Below are 17,867 nucleotides of genomic sequence, written 5' to 3' on the forward strand. Positions count from 1 at the left end.
ATGCGCTCTTATTATTACATACTATATCATTTGGGCTAGATTATGACAAACAAGCCCAATATGCTTGTTAAATCTCGTTTTCCTCGAGGAATTTAATATCAAAATCGCCCCGAATGAACGTTGGATGTTCCAGCAATTTCTGATGGAAAGGAATCGTCGTAGAGATGCCTTCAATGGCAAACTCAGCGAGCGCACGTTTCATCTTGGCAATCGCCTCTTCCCTGTTCGCACCCCACACAATCAATTTAGCGATCATGGAGTCGTAAAACGGAGAAATCGTGTAGCCCGGATAAGCTGCGCTATCCACGCGGACACCTGGACCACCTGGTGCAAGATAAAAACCAATTTTACCTGGTGAAGGCATAAAATTGCGATCCGGATCTTCAGCATTGATACGGCATTCGATCGACCATCCGTTGATAACAACATCTTCCTGACGGAATGACAGCGGGTTGCCTTCAGCTACCGAGATCATTTCGCGAATCAGATCCACACCTGTCACCATTTCGGTAACGGGGTGTTCCACTTGAATACGCGTATTCATTTCCATGAAATAGAATTCACCGTTAGGGCTGAGCAAAAACTCAAGGGTTCCTGCACCGGAGTAATCCACAGCCAGTGCTGCACGAACTGCAGCCTCACCCATCCGTGTACGTACTTCCTCATTCAGCACTGGACAAGGCGCTTCTTCCACCAGCTTCTGACGACGGCGTTGAACAGAACAATCACGCTCGCCAAGGTGTACTGCGTTCCCATGCTTGTCGGCAATAATCTGAATCTCGACGTGTTTCATGCCTGTCAGGAATTTCTCCAGGTACACCCCGCCGTTGCCAAAAGCCTTTTGCGCTTCCTGCTGAGCAGCCGTAATCTGTTTGATCAGGGCTTCTTCATCTTCCGCGATACGAATACCCTTACCTCCGCCACCTGCAGTAGCTTTGATAATAACAGGGTAGCCAATATCCCGGCCAAGCATAATCGCTTCTTCCATGCTTTCGACAAGACCATCGGACCCCGGAATAACAGGAACGCCCGCGTCTTTCATCGTTTGCTTAGCGACAGCTTTGTCACCCATCTTGGTAATGGCTTCAGGGGAAGGACCGATAAAGGTGATATTGCAGGAATCACAAATTTCCGCAAAATCGGCGTTCTCCGCAAGGAATCCATAACCAGGGTGTATGGCGTCACATTCCGTTAATGTCGCCACACTCATCAGGTTGGTGAAATTCAGATAGCTGTCTTTGGACAACGTAGGTCCAATACAATAGGCTTCGTCTGCAAGACGTACATGCAGCGAGTCCTTGTCCGCTTCCGAATAAACCGCGACTGTCGAAATACCGAGCTCACGACAGGCACGAATAATGCGTACCGCAATCTCTCCACGGTTCGCAATCAGTATTTTTTGAAATTTCATTTCGTTATTGTCCTCCTTCGAAGCTCAAGCGGTTGCCGCTCTCCGGCGATTTACCGTTATTCCGGTTTAACCAGGAACAGGGGCTGTCCATACTCGACCAGCTGTCCGTTCTCAACCAGTACTTCAACGATTTCTCCCTTGATGTCGGCATCAAGCTCGTTCATCAGCTTCATCGCTTCAATGATACATACCGTTGTTTTATCAACAACCTTATCACCAACGCTTACAAAAGGACCCGCTTCCGGTGAGGAAGCTCTGTAAAAAGTACCCACCATCGGGGATACAATTTTATGTAAATGGCTTGTAGTATCCACTTGCGGAGCAGCTTCTGTTACGACTGCAGCAGGTTGTTGTGCCTGTGGAGCAGCAATGACTTGCGGTTGAACCGCAGCTGCCTGAACGTATTCGGTTTTACCCGGTTTACGGATCGACAGACGTGACCCCTCATTTTCAATTTCCAACTCTTGAACGGAACTTTCATCCACCAGTTTGATCAGTTCTTTGATCTCACTCAATTTAAACATTTCCATTATTCACTCCTTCGGCATCATGCCAGTCTCACTAGGACGGTCATATGGCTTTATGTATTATATCATAATCGTTAAAAATGGAAAGAGCCCGAGACTTGAACAAGCTCCCGGGGCACTTCTCCATGGATCAGATTACTGTTCTGTCACGTATTGCACGCTGATTCTGTTTTGCGTAACCGCGAGCTCTTTCATGACCAAGTCCACGATAGAAACGGCTTGCTTAACGTCCAGTTTTTCACTAAGCACGACTACTTTATACTTGTCAGCATCTTCTTGTACGATCGCATTGGCGAACTGTTGAGACAGCGTCTCTTCAATGCCGTTAATTTTGGCTTCTTTTTCCTCCAATGCACGGAGCTCTTCCGTTGCTTTCGCATTTTCCTCTGGCGTTTTGCTCAGATCGCCAGCAATGGTCATAAGTTCCTCATACTTGCGATTGTTGCTCTCTTCACGCTGCCATTGATAATTTTGGAACTGACTGCTCGCGGATGCCGCCGTATTTTGTTCTTCCATCTCCTTCAGCACTTCTTCATCCGTTTTGGTTGCAGTTCCCTCTGTCTGACTGCTCGCATCAGGTGTAGCGGCCGTTCCTTTATCTGCTTCTTCATTCGTTTCAGGCTTGTTCTCACCTGGCTCTGCTGCTGGAGTTTGTTCTGTTTCAGCAGCCTGCTGTCCTTCTGCAGCCGCAGGATTCTCCGTTTCCTCGGAAGCTGGCTGGCCTGCAGGATCAGAACCGGTTACTTCACCTTCGTTCACAACTTCATTGACAACCAAACCTTCTGTAGGATCAAGAATGCCGGCTGTCTCTTTGACTTCCCCCTGATTGATACCATCCACTTGCTGGCTTTCCGCCACTGGGGCATTTACTGGACCAGAGTCCTCTGTGAACAGATAATATGCGGACAAAATGACCATCAGACTCAGCATAGAAACGAGCCATACCGTTTGGCGTTTGTTATTCATTAGAACTTCCTCCTCAAATTAGCTTGATTCGCATAATAACTGGGCCATTCCACTTGGATTGCACTTGACTAGTCCTGCTTACGCGGCACGACCGATATTCGGTATGCAGCGACATTCAGTCCTTTTTCCACGGCATCGGTTATCAAATCCTTCACGACCTTGTTTTCGGCGCCTTTAGCAACGACGAGCACCCCCCTGATCTGTGGTTTGAGCTTTTTCGTAACAATCGGTGTCTGATCCCCTGAAATTTCATAAGTAATGATCTCGCCATCGCGGGTATATTGGGTCATGTGCCTCTTGCCTCCGTTTGCATCCGTCTCCTCGGTCAGCTGCTGCGAATCTTTTACGTTTCGTTGTACGACCAATTCCTCGGTTGAGTCGACAGTGACCATGACATCCACTGTTCCTACACCAACGATGTTTTCAAGTACACCCTTGATCTTGTCTTCAAATGCGAATTCTATGGCCTGAAACGGATTTTGGTCTGCCGGATCAGTGGGTAAAGACGCCATCGAAGCTACCGGATCCGGGGGTTCTCGTCCGATGTTCTCGGAATCAATCTTTTTCACATTGACGAAGGAGTTAAACAGCATAATTCCTACTCCGATCAGGCCCAGAATGATGAGCCAGCGGAACGTCTGGCTTCGTCTGGCTCCGCCTTCGCCTCCACCGAGCAGGCCTTCAATCTTTTTAAGCCATTGCTTCATCGGATACCCTCCTTTTTTTACAACGCCTGAGCGCTTTTCTGTTCCTTCACCTGTACGTTGGTGGCATCAATATCCCACTTTTCGGTGAGCAGTGTAATAATTTGCACAGCCCGCTCGGAGCGGGACGTCCCCTGTTCTTCTTGATCATGGCCTCCCGAAGCTCCATTCACAGGTTCGGATACGGTCCCATGGGGTTCATCAACATTCTCTTTGCCCACCTCAATCTGTACTTCAGGCACCTGTACCTGTCCAATCTCGATTGGCTTCGGAGATGAAGCTGCTTCAGAAGAATCCCCAGCTTGTTCAGCTCCAAACACCGGACTGGAGTTTACCGCTGCACCTTGCTGTTCAGCATCATTCCGCTTACTGCTCCCAGGAGGGGACATTTGCACGACGACACTTTGAATCACGGGCAGATCCCCTGCGGAAGAAGCATCTGTATCGGCCTGGCGTTTGGACATGACCAACTGGACTTCAACCGATTGCACTCTTTCTCCCGTCGTTTCCTCGATCTGCCCTTTCATCACACTCGCGAGTTCCCGTGCCGTCCACTGCAAGGATTGTTCCTGCTCATTCGATTGCAGCTGCCTGCCTTCAGCCAAGATCTGTTCCAGTGTGACATTCCCATCCGATGGTGATTCCATGGCAGTCATGGCCCGCTTCAGTTCACCAACCGGATCACTCCGCAGCAGCTTGGTAATGGGAGACAGGAGCGTCAGGAGGATAAGGAGGCTCAGCACGAGCTTGACGTAACGCTCCATGGAGCGGTTGGGTAACAGCATATCCACGAATGTTGCCAGCAGTACGATCATGATCAATTCCCGGAGCCAAGTGCTCAGCCACCCCATCCTTCCAGCTCCTTTCCCGAGATCACCTGCTCATCTCATCATGATTGTCAGGTTACCCGCAGTAAGCAGTATCGTAATGGCCAGAAAAAACATCAATCCCACGGCAGCCAGAGCTGCGAAGACATAGATCATCGATTTCCCTATGGCTTGCAGGCAACCAACGATCGGCGTATCTCCTAGCGGCTGCATGATAGCGCCCGTTATGTTGTAGATAAGGGCAAGTGTCAATATTTTCAGCGCAGGAAACGCACATAAAAACAGGATGATGATGACACCCGTTAGGCCAATGGCGTTTTTGACCAGCATGGAAGCCGTGATAACCGTGTCTGTTGCATCTGCAAATGTTCTTCCCACAATGGGGACAAAATTGCCTGCAATATACTTGGCAGCTTTGAGGCTTACGCCATCTGCAACGGAGCTTGAAGCCCCCTGTACTGAGATCACCCCGAGAAACATCGTCAGCAGAATGCCGAGTAATGCAATGCTGATGTTGCGAAGCAGATCGGCCAGTTGAGTCAGCTTATATTTGTCTGATATTGAACTGACAAGGTGCAGTACAGCCGAGAAAAATAATAGCGGAAATACCACGATGTGAATCAGCGTGCTGACCAGATGTATCATGAAAATGATCAGCGGATGCGTAACAGATACGGTAATGATGTTTCCCATGGAAGCCAGTAGGGTGAACAGTAAAGGCACCATAGCCATCATAAAGTTGACCATACCTTCAATGGCTTCCTTGGCATATCCAATGGCTACGCTGAAACTGTTAATCGCAATGACGATGATGACCATGTAACAGATGGAGTAGGCGATTTTACTTATGTTGTTTTTCTCAAAAGCGGTCTGCAGTGTTTCCAAAATCATGCTCAGCACACTCAGCATCACAATGGTGACGAGCAGTTTGCCGTTATATAAAATCTCATGCAGCATGAAGGTGCCAATGGCCACAAACACGGATTTCAGACTAAATCCCTCATTGCCGGGAATAAGCATATCCATGAAAGATGGAGTCTTCCCATCGGGAAAAAAGCCACCATATTGCTGCATGAGCTGATCCCAATATTTCTCCACCTGATCCTTGGGAAGCTGATCGGCCTGCTGCTGCATCCATTCATCCGTGGGTGAGCTTGAGCCTGCTGCAACCTGTCCCATTATGGCAAACAGAAAACACAGTACCAGAACGATTGTAAGGCGCCATCGCTGCTTGTCTTGCATCATGTTCATTTGCTGTATGCACGCCTCCTTCTAGACCGGCATCAGCTTCATGACGGTTTCAATAATAATGCTGATGATCGGAATAGCGAGTACGAGAATCAATACCTTACCGGCAAGTTCAATCTTGGAAGCGATGCTCTCCTGCCCTGCATCTCTTACAATCTGAGCACCGAATTCGGCAATGTATGCTATACCAATAATTTTCAACACCGTTTTCAGATAGATATTTTCCATGCCTGAATTTTCGGCCAGCCGCTTGAGCACGTCAATCACAGCGCCAATCTTGCCAATGAGCAGCATGAAAATCACAATGCTCGTCGCAGCCGCAATCAGAAAGGCAAACATCGGCTTCTGTTCCTTAACGATGAGAATAAGAACTGTTGCAATCAGGGCTAGACCCACGACTTGAATAATTTCCACAGGTCACCACCATCCCGGCTTCATGACCGTTTTCATTGAAACAGAAAGATCGATTTGATCTCTTGCAGCAGGCTGTCCAGCATGCGAACAACCATAAACAATACAACGACAAATCCGATCACGGTCACCCAGTGCGCCATATCTTCCTTTCCCATTTGTTTCAGCACCGTATGAATCATCGCAATGATGATTCCGATGCCCGCAATTTGGAAAATTGCGTTCACTTCTAGATTCATGACCTTGGCACCTCACTATCGCGGCAATTTCAAAAGATCAGAATGACGATTAACGCTCCGACAAGCATCCCGAGACTGCGGCTCATCCGTTCGTATTTCATCTGTTCGGCTTGAGCACGGGATTCCTCATGCATAAGTTGTTGAATGGCTAGCGAAATGTGTTTGGTCTGATCCTGACGGTCGCTGGTGCCAAGGCTGTAGCTTAATTGCAGCATGACTTCCCTCTCATCTGCTTTCATTGCTGATTTTCCCCATGCTTGTTCGATTCCGGACTGCAGACTCTCTCGTGCCGTGTGACCCAGCGGAGGCTCCATTTGCTTGGCTGCATGAAGAAACAGGGTTTTGACAGGCTCTCTGGTTTGAACTCCCATTTTCCCCATCGCATCGGGAAGCGGGGTCAGTCCGTAGTTGATTTCCGTCATCAACCGCTGCAGCGCAGCAATCAATTCTCGCAGCTGCCTAGGTCTGAGCGCATACTGTCTGGCACGGTAGAAGCCCGCAAGTGTGCTCGCAAGCAGAATCATTACAGCACCCAGCATGTTAACCAAAGGCTTCACCTCCTGCCTCGGTCTGCTGAAGACCTCGCATTTTACCATCGGCCACCTTGAAGCTCATGCCTCGGCTCGTCCGCTGCAGCTGAACATAACGCTGAAACATCTGTGCTCCGATTAAGGTGCGAAGTGCAGGCCTGGAAGAGAGCTCGGACAGATCCCGGCCGTGGGCTGTTGCAATCACCGAAACACCGGAATGCAGTGCCTCCATCACAGCTTCTGCATCTTCCGGACGGCCAATCTCGTCCACAATAAGCACGTCTGGCGACATGGAACGAAGCATCATCATCATGCCTTCCGCTTTGGGACAACCATCCATGACATCGGTTCGGGGACCGATGTCAAACCCGGGTACACCTTTATAACTTCCGGCGATCTCGGATCGCTCATCCACAATGCCAACCTTAAGACGTGGCCTTAGCCCCTGAATCAGCTCACTGACACCTGTTAGCTTGGTTCCACTACTGATTTGTCTGGCCAAATCTCGCAGCAGCGTCGTTTTTCCTTGCTGAGGTGGTGAGAGTATCAACGTGTGAAATACCTGTCCGCTCTTCAGATCCAACAGGTGGGGCAGGATTCGATCAGCTACCCCATGTACTTCACGAGCTACCCTGACGTTGAAACCATTAATATCACGCAAGTATTCCACTCGGCCGCCGCTGAGCACCGTTCTGCCGGCTAATCCAATTCGGTGGCCTCCCGGTATGGTGATGAATCCTTTGCGCAGCTCTTCTTCCAGCGTATAGAGCGAATGATTGCTGATCAGATCCAGCAGCCGGTGTGTTACCTCTTTTTGAGGAATATAAGCTTCTTCAGGCTTCGCTGTCGTGCTGCCTTCTGCGGTAAGGAAGTGATAGGCGTTCCCAGCATTGATCTCGAGCGGCCTTCCTTCGCGGATACGTACTTCCTCCACTTGTTCCAATATAGCGGGCGGCATCCTTCCCAGAATGGTTCGAATCGGTTCCGGAAAGAGATCCTTCCAGTTCACCTTCATGAATAGGCCCCTCCAACCCTAAAATCGTATTTACCGCGTATCGGGTGCTTGTTCCTATCTCAAGTCTATGCCTGTACATTCAATTTATGACGCTGAAATCTAGCATTTCTTACAGAACAGGCCTGAGAGTCAAATATCATAGATCCAGGCTTCTTCTAGGCACCCGTCTATATCATCATGCATATAGTGCTTGCAGACAGGTGAAATCCATTCCGGAGGGAAGACAATACCATCTATCCCCAAATGAAGAGAGGAGTTGTGGGGAGTGCAAGTCGACGTGGTAGGCAATGTGAATGAAGTTCGAAGAATCGATATCGCAGGGCGAAGTGCCGTTGTAATTGACGTGCTGCGTACAACAAGTACAATCGTTACAGCCTTGGCCTATGATGCTGCGGGTGTCATTCCGGTGGAGACCGTTCCTCAAGCGAAGCAAATGACCGTTAAAGATTCGATTCGCGGAGGGGAGCGGTTCAACAAAAAAATCGCTGGATTCGAGGTGGGCAATTCCCCCTATGAATATATGACGCAGGAGATCGCGGGTAAAACCGTGATCTTGACCACTACCGACGGGACACGTGCGCTGAGCAAAGCTGCCAGGGCAAGACATGTGCTGGCGGGTTCATTTCTGAACGTGCAGGCTGTTGCAGCTGCTCTCTGCCTGCTCCGAAGGGACGTTCTGTTGTTATGTGCAGGAGATCAGGATGAATTCGCACTGGAAGATGGATTGTGTGCAGGATGCATTATTGAGGAGCTGTACCGTCAGTCCCATTACCCTATCAGACTGAACGATCTTGGCAGGGTACTGCATCAGGCTGTTACCCAGTGCGAGGACACTATACCGGATCTTGTCCGTGTATCAACAGGTGCAAGGCGGCTTGACAAACTGGGCAGAATGCATGATGTCACCTACTGTTCCCAATTAAACGTGCTCGACTGTGTACCAGAGATGAGAGAAGATCATCGTATGGAATTGTTTCGGGGCTTGGAGGGAGAACGGATATCCAAATTGCTGTAAAGCATAAAAAAGGTGTTCTGTCGCCTGGATGGCGATACAGAACACCTTTTGTTCATTTATACATATTAAATTATCTGCGAACCTGTGGACCACCAATGACAGCCTGCTCTGCTGTGTCGAGATCATACGCTGTATGCAGTGCTTTGATCACATCATGAAGTTTGTCACCATCGATGACGCAAGATACCTTAATTTCGGATGTGCTGACCATTTTGATGCTCACACCTTGAGAAGAGATCACTTGGAACATTTTGGCTGCAACTCCCGGATGGCTGACCATACCAGCACCCACGATGGATACTTTAACCAAATTATCTTCCGATGTGACTTCACGGTATGGCAAACGGCTGTGAAGGCCCTCTAGGACACGCAGCGCGTTCTCGCGATCAGACAGTGCCACCGAGAATGAGAAGTCTGCTTTACCGTCCAATACACCGCTTTGTACGATAATATCGACATCAATCTGTTCAGATGCCAGTGCACCAAACACCTCGGCAAGAACTCCCGGTACGTCCGGAACTCCCAAAATACTGATACGAGCCACATTTTTGTCATAGGCAATTCCGCTTACCACGACGCCTTGTTCCATTGCTGCTTCCTCCTTCACAACCGTTCCTTCATTATGGTTAAAGCTGGATCTTACAATCAAAGGCACACCAGAGTGCTTCGCGTATTCAACTGCACGCGGGTGCAGCACTGCGGCCCCCAGGTTTGCAAGTTCCAACATTTCGTCATACGAAATTTCCTTAAGCTTGCGTGCGACTTTGACAATCCGGGGATCTGTCGAATAGATTCCGTCTACATCCGTATAGATCTCACACGCATCCGCCTTGATGGCTGCTGCCAGCGCTACCGCCGTTGTATCCGATCCACCGCGACCAAGTGTTGTAATTTCTCCATCTACAGTCATGCCCTGGAATCCTGCAACGATTACAATATTGCCTTCCGCAAGCGCTTCATTCACACGTTCCGGATGGATATTATTAATTCTTGCTTTACCATGTACCGGTTCAGTACGGAAGCCTGCTTGCCATCCGGTAAACGAAATGGCCTTACGTCCCAGTGCCTGAATGGCCATGGATAAAAGCGAAATCGAGATCTGCTCTCCTGTGGTCAGCAGCATATCCATTTCCCGCGCAGGCAATTCACTGTTCAGCAGCTTCGCCTGATCAATCAGATCATCTGTCGTGTCTCCCATAGCCGAAACCACAACCACACACTGATGTCCTTCATCAGCTTTCTCTACAACACGTCCGGCTACACGCTTCATGCGTTCCGTATCTCCGACCGAGCTGCCCCCAAACTTCATGACGTACAATGACAACGCAAATCCACTCCCTACCTTGTGCAGTATGCATAATTATGTCCATCGCCATTAATCTCTCCGAAAAATGACTTTAACCCAGTATATTACGAAAGTGACTGATAGGCTAATCTTTTTTCGAAAAAACCCTCTGCCAAATCATTGGCAAAGGGTTGAAATCATTGTGTATTTTGCTTACACCCCATGAAAGTTACGCGCGGGAAGAGTATTTACCTTCACGTGTATCGATCAACAGTACATCGCCTTCGTTGATGAACAATGGCACTTGTACGTTCAGGCCAGTTTCCACTTTAGCGTTTTTGGTAGCGCCTTGAGCAGTGTTACCTTTAACGCTTGGCTCAGTCTCGATAACTTTCAACTCAACGCTTGTTGGCAGGTCAATACCGAGGATTTCACCTTGGTAGCTAACGATTTTTACGTTCATGTTTTCTTTCAGGAAGTTCAATTCCCATTCCAGCTGGTCGCTTGTCAATGTGAACTGATCGTATGTTTCGTTGTCCATGAACGTGTGCTCTGTGCCACTTGCATACAGATAAGATACGCCACGGTTTTCGATGATCGCACGGCCAATCGTTTCACCTGCACGGAATGTACGCTCAACGGTATTACCGTTACGCAGGTTTTTCAATTTGGAACGTACGAAGGCAGCGCCTTTACCTGGTTTAACGTGTTGGAAGTCAAGTACAGTGAAGATATCTCCATCCACTTGTACGGTCAAGCCTGTTTTAAAATCGTTTACTGAAATCACGAAAAATCCCTCCTGATATGGTTGAAAAGTAGGCGATATAAGGCGATGGGTTATTTTATAGGTTGATTCATCTCTGAATTGCTGACCATGTGCTACGTGGCCGTTACGGGTTCGGATCGTTCCTCTGATCGCTGTTGTCTCCTCATTTTCTTAATTAGACTTAACTAAGGTAGAAAATGAGGAGACAAATGCGAACGCTTCGCTTCTTCAGAATCGATTCCGCCCCTTCACTACTTTTGCAATGATCCAGAACAATCAGAGATAACCTGTACCTACAAAATAAAAAACGTCTTATATCGCTAGTGGCTAGAATGTTAGCCGATAACGGTGAACTTCTTGTCCGACTTCGTTAAGATATGAATGCCTGTTTCCGTGATAACCACGTCATCCTCAATACGTACGCCGCCAAGTCCATCGATGTAGATTCCCGGTTCAACGGTTACAACCATCCCCGGTTTCAACACATCGTCACTAAGCTTGGACAGGCGCGGAGCTTCATGGACTTCCATACCCAGGCCGTGGCCTGTACTGTGTCCGAATTGATCTCCATATCCGTATCCTGCAATGATATCACGTGCCAGCGCATCAGCTTCCCGTCCGGTCATGCCCGGTTTCAGGTTTTCAAGCGTATGTAACTGGGCTTCCAGTACAATATCATAAATTTTACGCAGCTCTGGTACAGGTGTACCCGTGGCAATCGTGCGTGTCAGATCTGAACAGTATCCGTCAAGCAATGCACCGAAGTCAAATGTAATTAGCTCATTTTGTCCGATGACCTTGCTGCTCGCTACGCCATGTGGCATTGCGGAACGTTCACCCGAAGCTACAATCGTGTCAAAGGAAGAGGATGTCGCTCCATGCTTGCGCATGAAAAACTCCATTTCCAAATCCACTTCACGCTCAGTCATGCCCGGTTTGGCAAACTGCAAAACGTGGCTAAACGTCGCATCGGCCAGATCAGCAGCTTTTTGCATTACAGCGATTTCATCCTCATCCTTGAAGATGCGAAGTTGTTCCACGATGCCGGATACAGCTTTCAATTCAATAGATTGAAGTGCTTCAGCATAAGCGGAGTGCGTGCCAAATGTGACCGTATCCTGCTCGAAGCCAACCTCTTTGATATTTGCTGATGCCAGCAGTTCCCGCACCGATTCCATCGGTTTAGGTCCATGCTCCACAACGGTAAATCCTTTGGCTTGCTGCGGTGCCTGTGTCATATAACGAAAATCAGTCAGCAGATAGGCTTCCTGTTCCGTAATCAGCACATATCCCGCTGACCCTGTAAAGCCCGTCATGTAACGACGGTTGATCGGGTTCGTAATCAGCATTGCGGTGAGTTCGCGCTCACGCATGGCCTCACGCAACTTATTTACTCGTTTGTTTTCCATCGGTAACCCTTCTTTCTCTCACATTCCCGGGTCCCCGGCTCAGGTTTGTTTGTCCAGATGACGCACGAGAGCCAGCAGCCCCAGTTCATAGCTTACTTCGCCAAATCCGGCAATCTGCCCGATTGTTTCTGCAGCAATCACTGAATGATGTCTGAAAGCTTCGCGTGCATGAATGTTGGATAGATGTACTTCCACGGTAGGCACTTTTACAGCATTAATCGCATCACGTATAGCATAGCTGTAATGGGTGAACGCTCCGGCATTCAGCATGATTCCGTCTGCATCGTCCATCGCTGCATGAATACGATCAATGATATCTCCTTCGTGGTTGGATTGATAAAAAGCGATGGAGACGCCAAGCTCCTCAGCCTGTCTGCGAATCTTGTCCTCAATATCCTTCAGACTAAGCGTTCCATAGATGCCAGGTTCACGTATACCAAGCATGTTCAGGTTCGGGCCATTGATCACAACAATCCGTTTCATAGCTGCTCCATCCTTTCTGCAAATAACCATCTGCTATTTTAACACAGCCATTGCCGGATTGAGAAGCTTTTTTGCGGCTATGCTCCCGCTTTCTCGGGCTCACGTTTCCGTTCGTCCGTGTACTCCATGGCTACCGTATAGCCGATGAACAGCCCCCACAGCAAAAAGAAGCAAAATTCAGTGATAATGGAATCCCAGGTCAGACGGTTTATCGGCTTCACCATGTCCAGTTTGGGCCCAACCAGTACAAAGATGATAAGCCACCAAACGATCCCGTAACCAATACCGGGCAAGGGGCCCTTCCATTTTCTCAGTGTATATGTGTAGATTAGTGCAGCCACAATGGAGAACACAATAAAAAACAGCCAGCCTGTCAGATGCCCTGCAGCAGTATAGATGTACTGATGTTTGAAAAAGGGCTCTGCCAAAAAGCCTAACGGGACGATGCTGAAGTGAAGCAGGTAGTTTAGCCAATGTATGCCACCCCATATAAAACCCGCAAAGAAACCAAGCTCCACAGCAAAGGGGAACGGCTTGGTATAGTAATGCTTTTGGCCTTGTCGCTGTTTTGAGCTTCTGCCCTGATTCCTGTGATCACCGACATCTCCATGACTTGTATTCAGATGGGATGCATGTTTGTCTGTATATTCTGCCATTCGTATTCTCCTTCACTCTCAATCTGCTCGGCCGCTACAAAACCGCTTATCTGTCATTCCTTACGGGGTAGTATGTTCAGAACAGGGCAAACTTAACAACAACATCTCCAGGTTTGTCCCTGAAACTAGAAATCGGTCTCAAAATTCGATACAATAGGGATATCAAACTACCTTTGAACCTGAGGGTATAGAACAGAATAGGAAGGTGAATAATTTGCCTCAACAATCCAAGCCTGTCAGCTACGGGGGGCAAGCTGTCATTGAAGGCGTAATGTTTGGCGGTAAACATGTCAACGTTACAGCTGTTCGAAGAAAAGACGGCGAAATTACGTATCTGGAAGTTCCCAAGCAAGACAAGACCTGGGTCATGAAATTGCGGCGGATTCCGTTACTGCGCGGGATTGTCAGCATTATAGATTCAAGTGTCAAAGGAAGCAAACATCTTAATTATTCTGCTGACGCTTATGCTGATGATGAACTCGAACCTGAAGAGAAGGCGAAACAAAAAGAAAAAGAAGGTTCCGGCTGGAGCCTTAGCATGATTATTGGTGTTACCGCGGTAGCCATTCTATCATTCCTTTTTGGTAAAATCGTGCTCACGCTGCTTCCTGTCGTCATTGAGAATTTTTTGTTTAAAAATGCATTCGACAATCAGTTTTTGCATAATTTACTGGAAGGCGGCATTAAGCTGATTCTGCTACTTGCCTACCTATGGCTGATCTCACAGACACCAATGATTAAACGACTATTCCAATACCACGGGGCGGAGCATAAGGTCATTAGTGCTTATGAAGCCGGTGAGGAACTTACACCTGAGAATGTTCAGAAATACAGTAGACTGCACTACCGCTGTGGAAGCAGCTTTATCATGCTGACGGTGATTATCGGTGTTTTCCTATATTCCCTTTTCACCTACGACAACCTCTGGGAACGGATGGGACAGCGCTTGCTGTTACTGCCTGTTGTCCTCGGGATTTCATTCGAACTATTGAAGCTCACCAACTCGGTGCGTGACATTCCGGTACTGCGTTATCTCGGATATCCTGGACTTTGGCTGCAATTGCTCACCACCAAAGAGCCAACCAACGAACAGGTGGAAGTGTCCATCGCTTCGTTTAACCGCATGCGTGAACTGGATGCCAAGCTTGCCAATGTATCAGCTACGTCCGAAGTACCTGTTGCAACACTCGATCCTGTGAAAGGGTGATTGATATGAACAAGCAGGCGGTCATGACTATCGTTTTTTGGGCGGCCATTGCTCTTGCAGCATTTGGAATAATAAGCACACTGGGAGACAAAGGTATTCTCGGGTTGATTATTCCTGTTGTAGTACTCGGTGGTATATTCCTGCTCTATAAGTTCCCACCGGGGCGTTGGGCACGCAAAACCAAGCCCAAGATCAAACCTTCGGCACGCACCATGGCTAAAATGAAGGCTCAATCCGGGTCCGGAGCAAGAAAAAGCAGCGGTTCCTCCAAAAAACGGAAAGATTATCCCTTTCATGTCATTCAAGGAAATAAGGGAAAAAGCGATGACGATATTCCCAAGTTTCACTAGTTCTTATATGCAAAGTAAAAAGCACTGCTTCGTAACATGAAGCAGTGCTTTTAGTTATACAGGCGTTAAAGGCGGCGTTTGAGTTTTTTTCCGCTCTTCTCTTTTTTGTTTATCCAACTGCTCACCATAGAACTTTGTGTTCCATCGACTGAAAAACTCTGTACCTGCGGCAACACCCGATAAATACAATGCCGTACTTTCCTGTACGGACAGATTAAACTGTGTCGGCTTAACGCCCAGGGTTGGTATTTTAATCGTTCGGAAACGGTTAATCTGCTCAATATATCGCTCATCATGCGCTGTGAGCATTGTCTCAACCAATGCCTGAAGCATGCTTAAAGGACCTTTGATTCTGCTGGGCTCCCCCTCTGTCTTGCCAACCAACTTGAAACCGATCGTGGGAATGATGTCTCCATCGCGTGCTGTACGTTCCCCGTCAAACAGCCATAAGGGAAAATTACTAAGCAATCCTCCGTCCACGACATACACGAACTGATCGGGAAAACGCATGCCTTTGGACATCACAGGTGACCTGCGTATAGCCACAGGATCGAAAAAATAGGGAATACTGCAGCTCATTCTTACAGCCTTGGCTACTTCGAACTTATTAGGATCAATACCGAACCGCCGTATATCATCTGGAAGTATCAGTATAGTCCCATTGGAGATATCCGATGCAGTAATCAGAAGTTTACCTGGTGGCAAGTCTGCGAATGTTCGGATTCCTTTTTGCTTGAGCATGTTCCCAATCCATGATTCAAGTGCCTCACCCGAATATAAACCCTTTTTTAAAAACAGTCTTGCCGCTGGTCCAATCCAGCGTATATCAAATATAGGTGAACGCCGCAGCAATGAGGCAAATGGCGTATTCTCAATGATGGATTTCATCTCTTCCGCTCGATATCCTGCAGCAATCAATGAAGCTACAATCGATCCGGAGGACGTCCCTGCAACACGATTGAACTGGACTCCATAGTCCTGTGCACTCTGCACGGCACCTGCAAGCGAAATCCCCTTTACGCCTCCGCCTTCAAACACCCCATTGATTAACATATTAAAAAACCCCCGTTCTCCAGGCAGTCCATTCCTACTGCCACTCTATGAGAACGAGGGTTGGTCATATTACGCTAAAATGAACTAAAGTCCATAATATGCTTTTAATTTCGCAATCAAGCCCAGCGGATTCTTCGTCAAATACTGCGAGCTAAAGTAAATATCGCCTTTGATTGTATCGTATTTCTCATTGTACACGAGCTGATCAATAATTTCCTGGGAGGTCTGCCAGCCAACTTCAGGCGTGCCCAGCTTATAAGGCGAGTGCCCAATATACAGTTTAACGTCCGTATTAGCGACTTCGTTTGCCCACCAGTCCACCACCTTGTCATAGCGTGCTGCACTTAACGTCATACTCCAGTATACTTGCGGTGCGACATAGTCAATCCACTCCTGTTTGATCCATGTACGCACGTCCGCATTCATGCTGTCGTAGGCAGTTACTCCCGCTTTGGTATCGGAACCTGTGATATCGACAGCTTTATTGCGCCATACACCAAAAGGGCTGATTCCATACTCTACGCCAGCTTTTACTTGGTGGATGCTCTCACCCAGCTCTTTAACAAACTGGTTGATGTTATCCCGTCTCCACTCGGCACGGTCTTTGGTATTCAATGTGTTATAGGCCTTAAAGGCAGCGTCATCGTTAAACGTTACGTTAGAAGGATAAAAGTAATCGTCGAGGTGAACACCATCAATATCATATTGGTTTACCACTTCCATAATGCTGTCGATGATATGCTGTCTGGCTTCCGGAATTCCTGGATTAATATAAAGTTTACCAGATGCATTCACGATCCAGTCCGGATGCAGTTTGGAAACATGATTGGCTGCGAGTCCGGTTGTGCTCGCCGAGTTGGTTGCCCGGAAGGGGTTAAACCAGGCATGGAATTCCAGCCCCCGTTTATGAGCCTCCTCAATCATGAAGGCAAGTGGGTCGTATCCTGGATCCTTGCCCTGAGTCCCTGTTAGCACACTATTCCATGGTACAAGACCTGAAGGATAGATGGCGTCTGCATTGGCCCGAACCTGAACAAATACGGCATTGATTCCCATGTCTTTGAGCGTATCCAGCTGTTGAGTATACTCCAGCTTTTGCTTTTCCACATTGCCTTTGGCACTGGAGGAAGGCCAATCACCGTTCACAGTTGAGATCCATGCACCACGCATATCATCCGTGCTTGGCGTACTGCCTGTTCCTCCTGGATTTGCCGGGGTAGCCGGGTCTGGCGTAGGAGCGTCTCCTGTCGTCAAACGAATCGTCTGTTCTGCCTGATTCCAATTCACTGTAATTCCAAGGTTTTCACTAACGAATCGAATCGGAACCATAACACGGCCCTTCTTCAGTTCAACCGATGCATCCAAAGCGACTGCGATACCATCTACCGTCGCTTGCTGGCGTCCACTGGTCATGGTGATGACCGATTCAGATTTCTTGATCGTTACGGTTCTCGAAGCTTGTGACCAAAGGACGGACGCTCCCAATCCTTCACTAATTACACGCAGCGGAACCATCGTCACATTCACCTTGGGCAAAATGTAGGGCGATACATCGGATTCCAAACGTTGACCATCCAGATAAATATCAATCTCTTTTTGTGAAGCAGCCTGCGCACTCAATCCAGCTGTTTGTAAACCCAGCACGAAAATGAGCAGCAGGATCAAACCATTACGAAACTTCATCAGTACAATCCTCCATCATCATTAAAATTCTCGGCAAATTCTGCTAGTTTAATAGACGCTTGAAAGGATTGGTTAGTTGCGA

Annotated in this window: 20 protein-coding genes; 3 read left to right on the plus strand and 17 right to left on the minus strand. The window is 48.1% G+C overall.

Annotated elements, in window-relative coordinates; translation table 11 throughout:
- Positions 1–67: 67 nt before the first annotated feature.
- From accC to spoIIIAA, 10 genes are all read right to left on the minus strand, one after another.
- Positions 68–1,411 (minus strand): acetyl-CoA carboxylase biotin carboxylase subunit, encoded by a 1,344-nt coding sequence (gene accC / locus GUA98_RS19215; protein ID WP_095359280.1) that lies wholly within the window; start codon positions 1,409–1,411, stop codon positions 68–70.
- A 56-nt stretch (positions 1,412–1,467) separates the two neighbouring features.
- Positions 1,468–1,935, minus strand: a complete 468-nt coding sequence (accB, locus tag GUA98_RS19220) for an acetyl-CoA carboxylase biotin carboxyl carrier protein (RefSeq protein WP_095359390.1) — start codon at positions 1,933–1,935, stop codon at positions 1,468–1,470.
- A 138-nt stretch (positions 1,936–2,073) separates the two neighbouring features.
- Positions 2,074–2,904 (minus strand): SpoIIIAH-like family protein, encoded by an 831-nt coding sequence (locus GUA98_RS19225; RefSeq protein WP_193724122.1) that lies wholly within the window; start codon positions 2,902–2,904, stop codon positions 2,074–2,076.
- A 68-nt stretch (positions 2,905–2,972) separates the two neighbouring features.
- Positions 2,973–3,611: a stage III sporulation protein AG gene (gene spoIIIAG / locus GUA98_RS19230; RefSeq protein ID WP_095290425.1), complete on the minus strand. Its 639-nt coding sequence runs from the start codon at positions 3,609–3,611 to the stop codon at positions 2,973–2,975.
- A 17-nt stretch (positions 3,612–3,628) separates the two neighbouring features.
- Complete coding sequence (spoIIIAF, locus tag GUA98_RS19235; protein ID WP_193724123.1) at positions 3,629–4,459, minus strand: stage III sporulation protein AF; 831 nt, start codon at positions 4,457–4,459, stop codon at positions 3,629–3,631.
- A 30-nt stretch (positions 4,460–4,489) separates the two neighbouring features.
- Complete coding sequence (gene spoIIIAE / locus GUA98_RS19240; protein ID WP_193724124.1) at positions 4,490–5,686, minus strand: stage III sporulation protein AE; 1,197 nt, start codon at positions 5,684–5,686, stop codon at positions 4,490–4,492.
- 21 nt (positions 5,687–5,707) lie between these two features.
- Entirely contained in the window at positions 5,708–6,097 is a 390-nt protein-coding gene (gene spoIIIAD, locus GUA98_RS19245) for a stage III sporulation protein AD (protein ID WP_193724125.1), read from the minus strand.
- Positions 6,098–6,129: 32 nt separating this feature from the next.
- Positions 6,130–6,333, minus strand: coding sequence for a stage III sporulation protein AC (gene spoIIIAC / locus GUA98_RS19250; protein WP_017687585.1), 204 nt, complete (start codon positions 6,331–6,333; stop codon positions 6,130–6,132).
- Between the two features lie 29 nt (positions 6,334–6,362).
- Positions 6,363–6,881, minus strand: coding sequence for a stage III sporulation protein SpoIIIAB (gene spoIIIAB, locus GUA98_RS19255; RefSeq protein ID WP_193724126.1), 519 nt, complete (start codon positions 6,879–6,881; stop codon positions 6,363–6,365).
- Positions 6,874–7,878, minus strand: coding sequence for a stage III sporulation protein AA (gene spoIIIAA / locus GUA98_RS19260; protein ID WP_153979289.1), 1,005 nt, complete (start codon positions 7,876–7,878; stop codon positions 6,874–6,876). Before spoIIIAA ends, spoIIIAB begins: the two co-directional genes overlap by 8 nt.
- Positions 7,879–8,143: 265 nt before the next feature.
- Here spoIIIAA and GUA98_RS19265 point away from each other — a divergent pair, with 265 nt between their 5' ends.
- Positions 8,144–8,893, plus strand: a complete 750-nt coding sequence (locus tag GUA98_RS19265) for a 2-phosphosulfolactate phosphatase (RefSeq protein WP_193724127.1) — start codon at positions 8,144–8,146, stop codon at positions 8,891–8,893.
- 70 nt (positions 8,894–8,963) lie between these two features.
- Here the strand turns inward: GUA98_RS19265 and GUA98_RS19270 are convergent, their stop codons facing one another.
- From GUA98_RS19270 to GUA98_RS19290, 5 genes are all read right to left on the minus strand, one after another.
- A complete protein-coding gene (locus tag GUA98_RS19270; protein ID WP_193724128.1) occupies positions 8,964–10,217 on the minus strand; it encodes an aspartate kinase in 1,254 nt (417 codons plus the stop codon).
- 190 nt (positions 10,218–10,407) lie between these two features.
- Positions 10,408–10,965, minus strand: a complete 558-nt coding sequence (efp, locus tag GUA98_RS19275) for an elongation factor P (protein WP_095290413.1) — start codon at positions 10,963–10,965, stop codon at positions 10,408–10,410.
- A gap of 314 nt (positions 10,966–11,279) precedes the next feature.
- On the minus strand, positions 11,280–12,353 hold the full coding sequence (locus tag GUA98_RS19280) for a M24 family metallopeptidase (RefSeq protein ID WP_127537928.1): 1,074 nt from the start codon (positions 12,351–12,353) through the stop codon (positions 11,280–11,282).
- Between the two features lie 39 nt (positions 12,354–12,392).
- Positions 12,393–12,836 (minus strand): type II 3-dehydroquinate dehydratase, encoded by a 444-nt coding sequence (gene aroQ, locus GUA98_RS19285; RefSeq protein WP_095290410.1) that lies wholly within the window; start codon positions 12,834–12,836, stop codon positions 12,393–12,395.
- A 77-nt stretch (positions 12,837–12,913) separates the two neighbouring features.
- Complete coding sequence (locus GUA98_RS19290) at positions 12,914–13,492, minus strand: YqhR family membrane protein (protein ID WP_193724129.1); 579 nt, start codon at positions 13,490–13,492, stop codon at positions 12,914–12,916.
- A gap of 214 nt (positions 13,493–13,706) precedes the next feature.
- Between GUA98_RS19290 and GUA98_RS19295 the strand changes: the two genes are divergently transcribed.
- Positions 13,707–14,699 carry a DUF1385 domain-containing protein gene (locus GUA98_RS19295; protein ID WP_153979294.1) on the plus strand — a complete coding sequence of 331 codons (993 nt, stop codon included), beginning with the start codon at positions 13,707–13,709 and terminating at the stop codon, positions 14,697–14,699.
- A 5-nt stretch (positions 14,700–14,704) separates the two neighbouring features.
- Positions 14,705–15,049 carry a hypothetical protein gene (locus GUA98_RS19300; protein ID WP_193724130.1) on the plus strand — a complete coding sequence of 115 codons (345 nt, stop codon included), beginning with the start codon at positions 14,705–14,707 and terminating at the stop codon, positions 15,047–15,049.
- Positions 15,050–15,103: 54 nt separating this feature from the next.
- Here the strand turns inward: GUA98_RS19300 and GUA98_RS19305 are convergent, their stop codons facing one another.
- Both GUA98_RS19305 and GUA98_RS19310 read right to left on the minus strand, forming a co-directional pair.
- Positions 15,104–16,102, minus strand: a complete 999-nt coding sequence (locus GUA98_RS19305) for a patatin-like phospholipase family protein (protein WP_193724131.1) — start codon at positions 16,100–16,102, stop codon at positions 15,104–15,106.
- Positions 16,103–16,186: 84 nt separating this feature from the next.
- The gene (locus GUA98_RS19310) at positions 16,187–17,785 is read right to left on the minus strand and encodes a family 10 glycosylhydrolase (RefSeq protein WP_153979297.1); all 1,599 of its coding nucleotides are present in this window, start codon (positions 17,783–17,785) and stop codon (positions 16,187–16,189) included.
- Positions 17,786–17,867: the final 82 nt, after the last annotated feature.

Source organism: Paenibacillus sp. P13VS (assembly GCF_015143645.1).
GTDB lineage: Bacteria > Bacillota > Bacilli > Paenibacillales > Paenibacillaceae > Paenibacillus > Paenibacillus xylanilyticus_A.

Coding starts and splice junctions, on each gene's coding strand:
- spoIIIAG (WP_095290425.1), bottom strand. CDS start 3,611: ATGAAGCAATGGCTTAAAAAGATTGAAGGCCTGCTCGGTGGAGGCGAA.
- aroQ (WP_095290410.1), bottom strand. CDS start 12,836: ATGAAACGGATTGTTGTGATCAATGGCCCGAACCTGAACATGCTTGGT.
- spoIIIAA (WP_153979289.1), bottom strand. CDS start 7,878: ATGAAGGTGAACTGGAAGGATCTCTTTCCGGAACCGATTCGAACCATT.
- spoIIIAF (WP_193724123.1), bottom strand. CDS start 4,459: ATGGGGTGGCTGAGCACTTGGCTCCGGGAATTGATCATGATCGTACTG.
- GUA98_RS19310 (WP_153979297.1), bottom strand. CDS start 17,785: ATGAAGTTTCGTAATGGTTTGATCCTGCTGCTCATTTTCGTGCTGGGT.
- GUA98_RS19225 (WP_193724122.1), bottom strand. CDS start 2,904: ATGAATAACAAACGCCAAACGGTATGGCTCGTTTCTATGCTGAGTCTG.
- GUA98_RS19290 (WP_193724129.1), bottom strand. CDS start 13,492: ATGGCAGAATATACAGACAAACATGCATCCCATCTGAATACAAGTCAT.
- spoIIIAE (WP_193724124.1), bottom strand. CDS start 5,686: ATGAACATGATGCAAGACAAGCAGCGATGGCGCCTTACAATCGTTCTG.
- accB (WP_095359390.1), bottom strand. CDS start 1,935: ATGTTTAAATTGAGTGAGATCAAAGAACTGATCAAACTGGTGGATGAA.
- GUA98_RS19280 (WP_127537928.1), bottom strand. CDS start 12,353: ATGGAAAACAAACGAGTAAATAAGTTGCGTGAGGCCATGCGTGAGCGC.
- accC (WP_095359280.1), bottom strand. CDS start 1,411: ATGAAATTTCAAAAAATACTGATTGCGAACCGTGGAGAGATTGCGGTA.
- GUA98_RS19305 (WP_193724131.1), bottom strand. CDS start 16,102: ATGTTAATCAATGGGGTGTTTGAAGGCGGAGGCGTAAAGGGGATTTCG.
- spoIIIAC (WP_017687585.1), bottom strand. CDS start 6,333: ATGAATCTAGAAGTGAACGCAATTTTCCAAATTGCGGGCATCGGAATC.
- GUA98_RS19300 (WP_193724130.1), top strand. CDS start 14,705: ATGAACAAGCAGGCGGTCATGACTATCGTTTTTTGGGCGGCCATTGCT.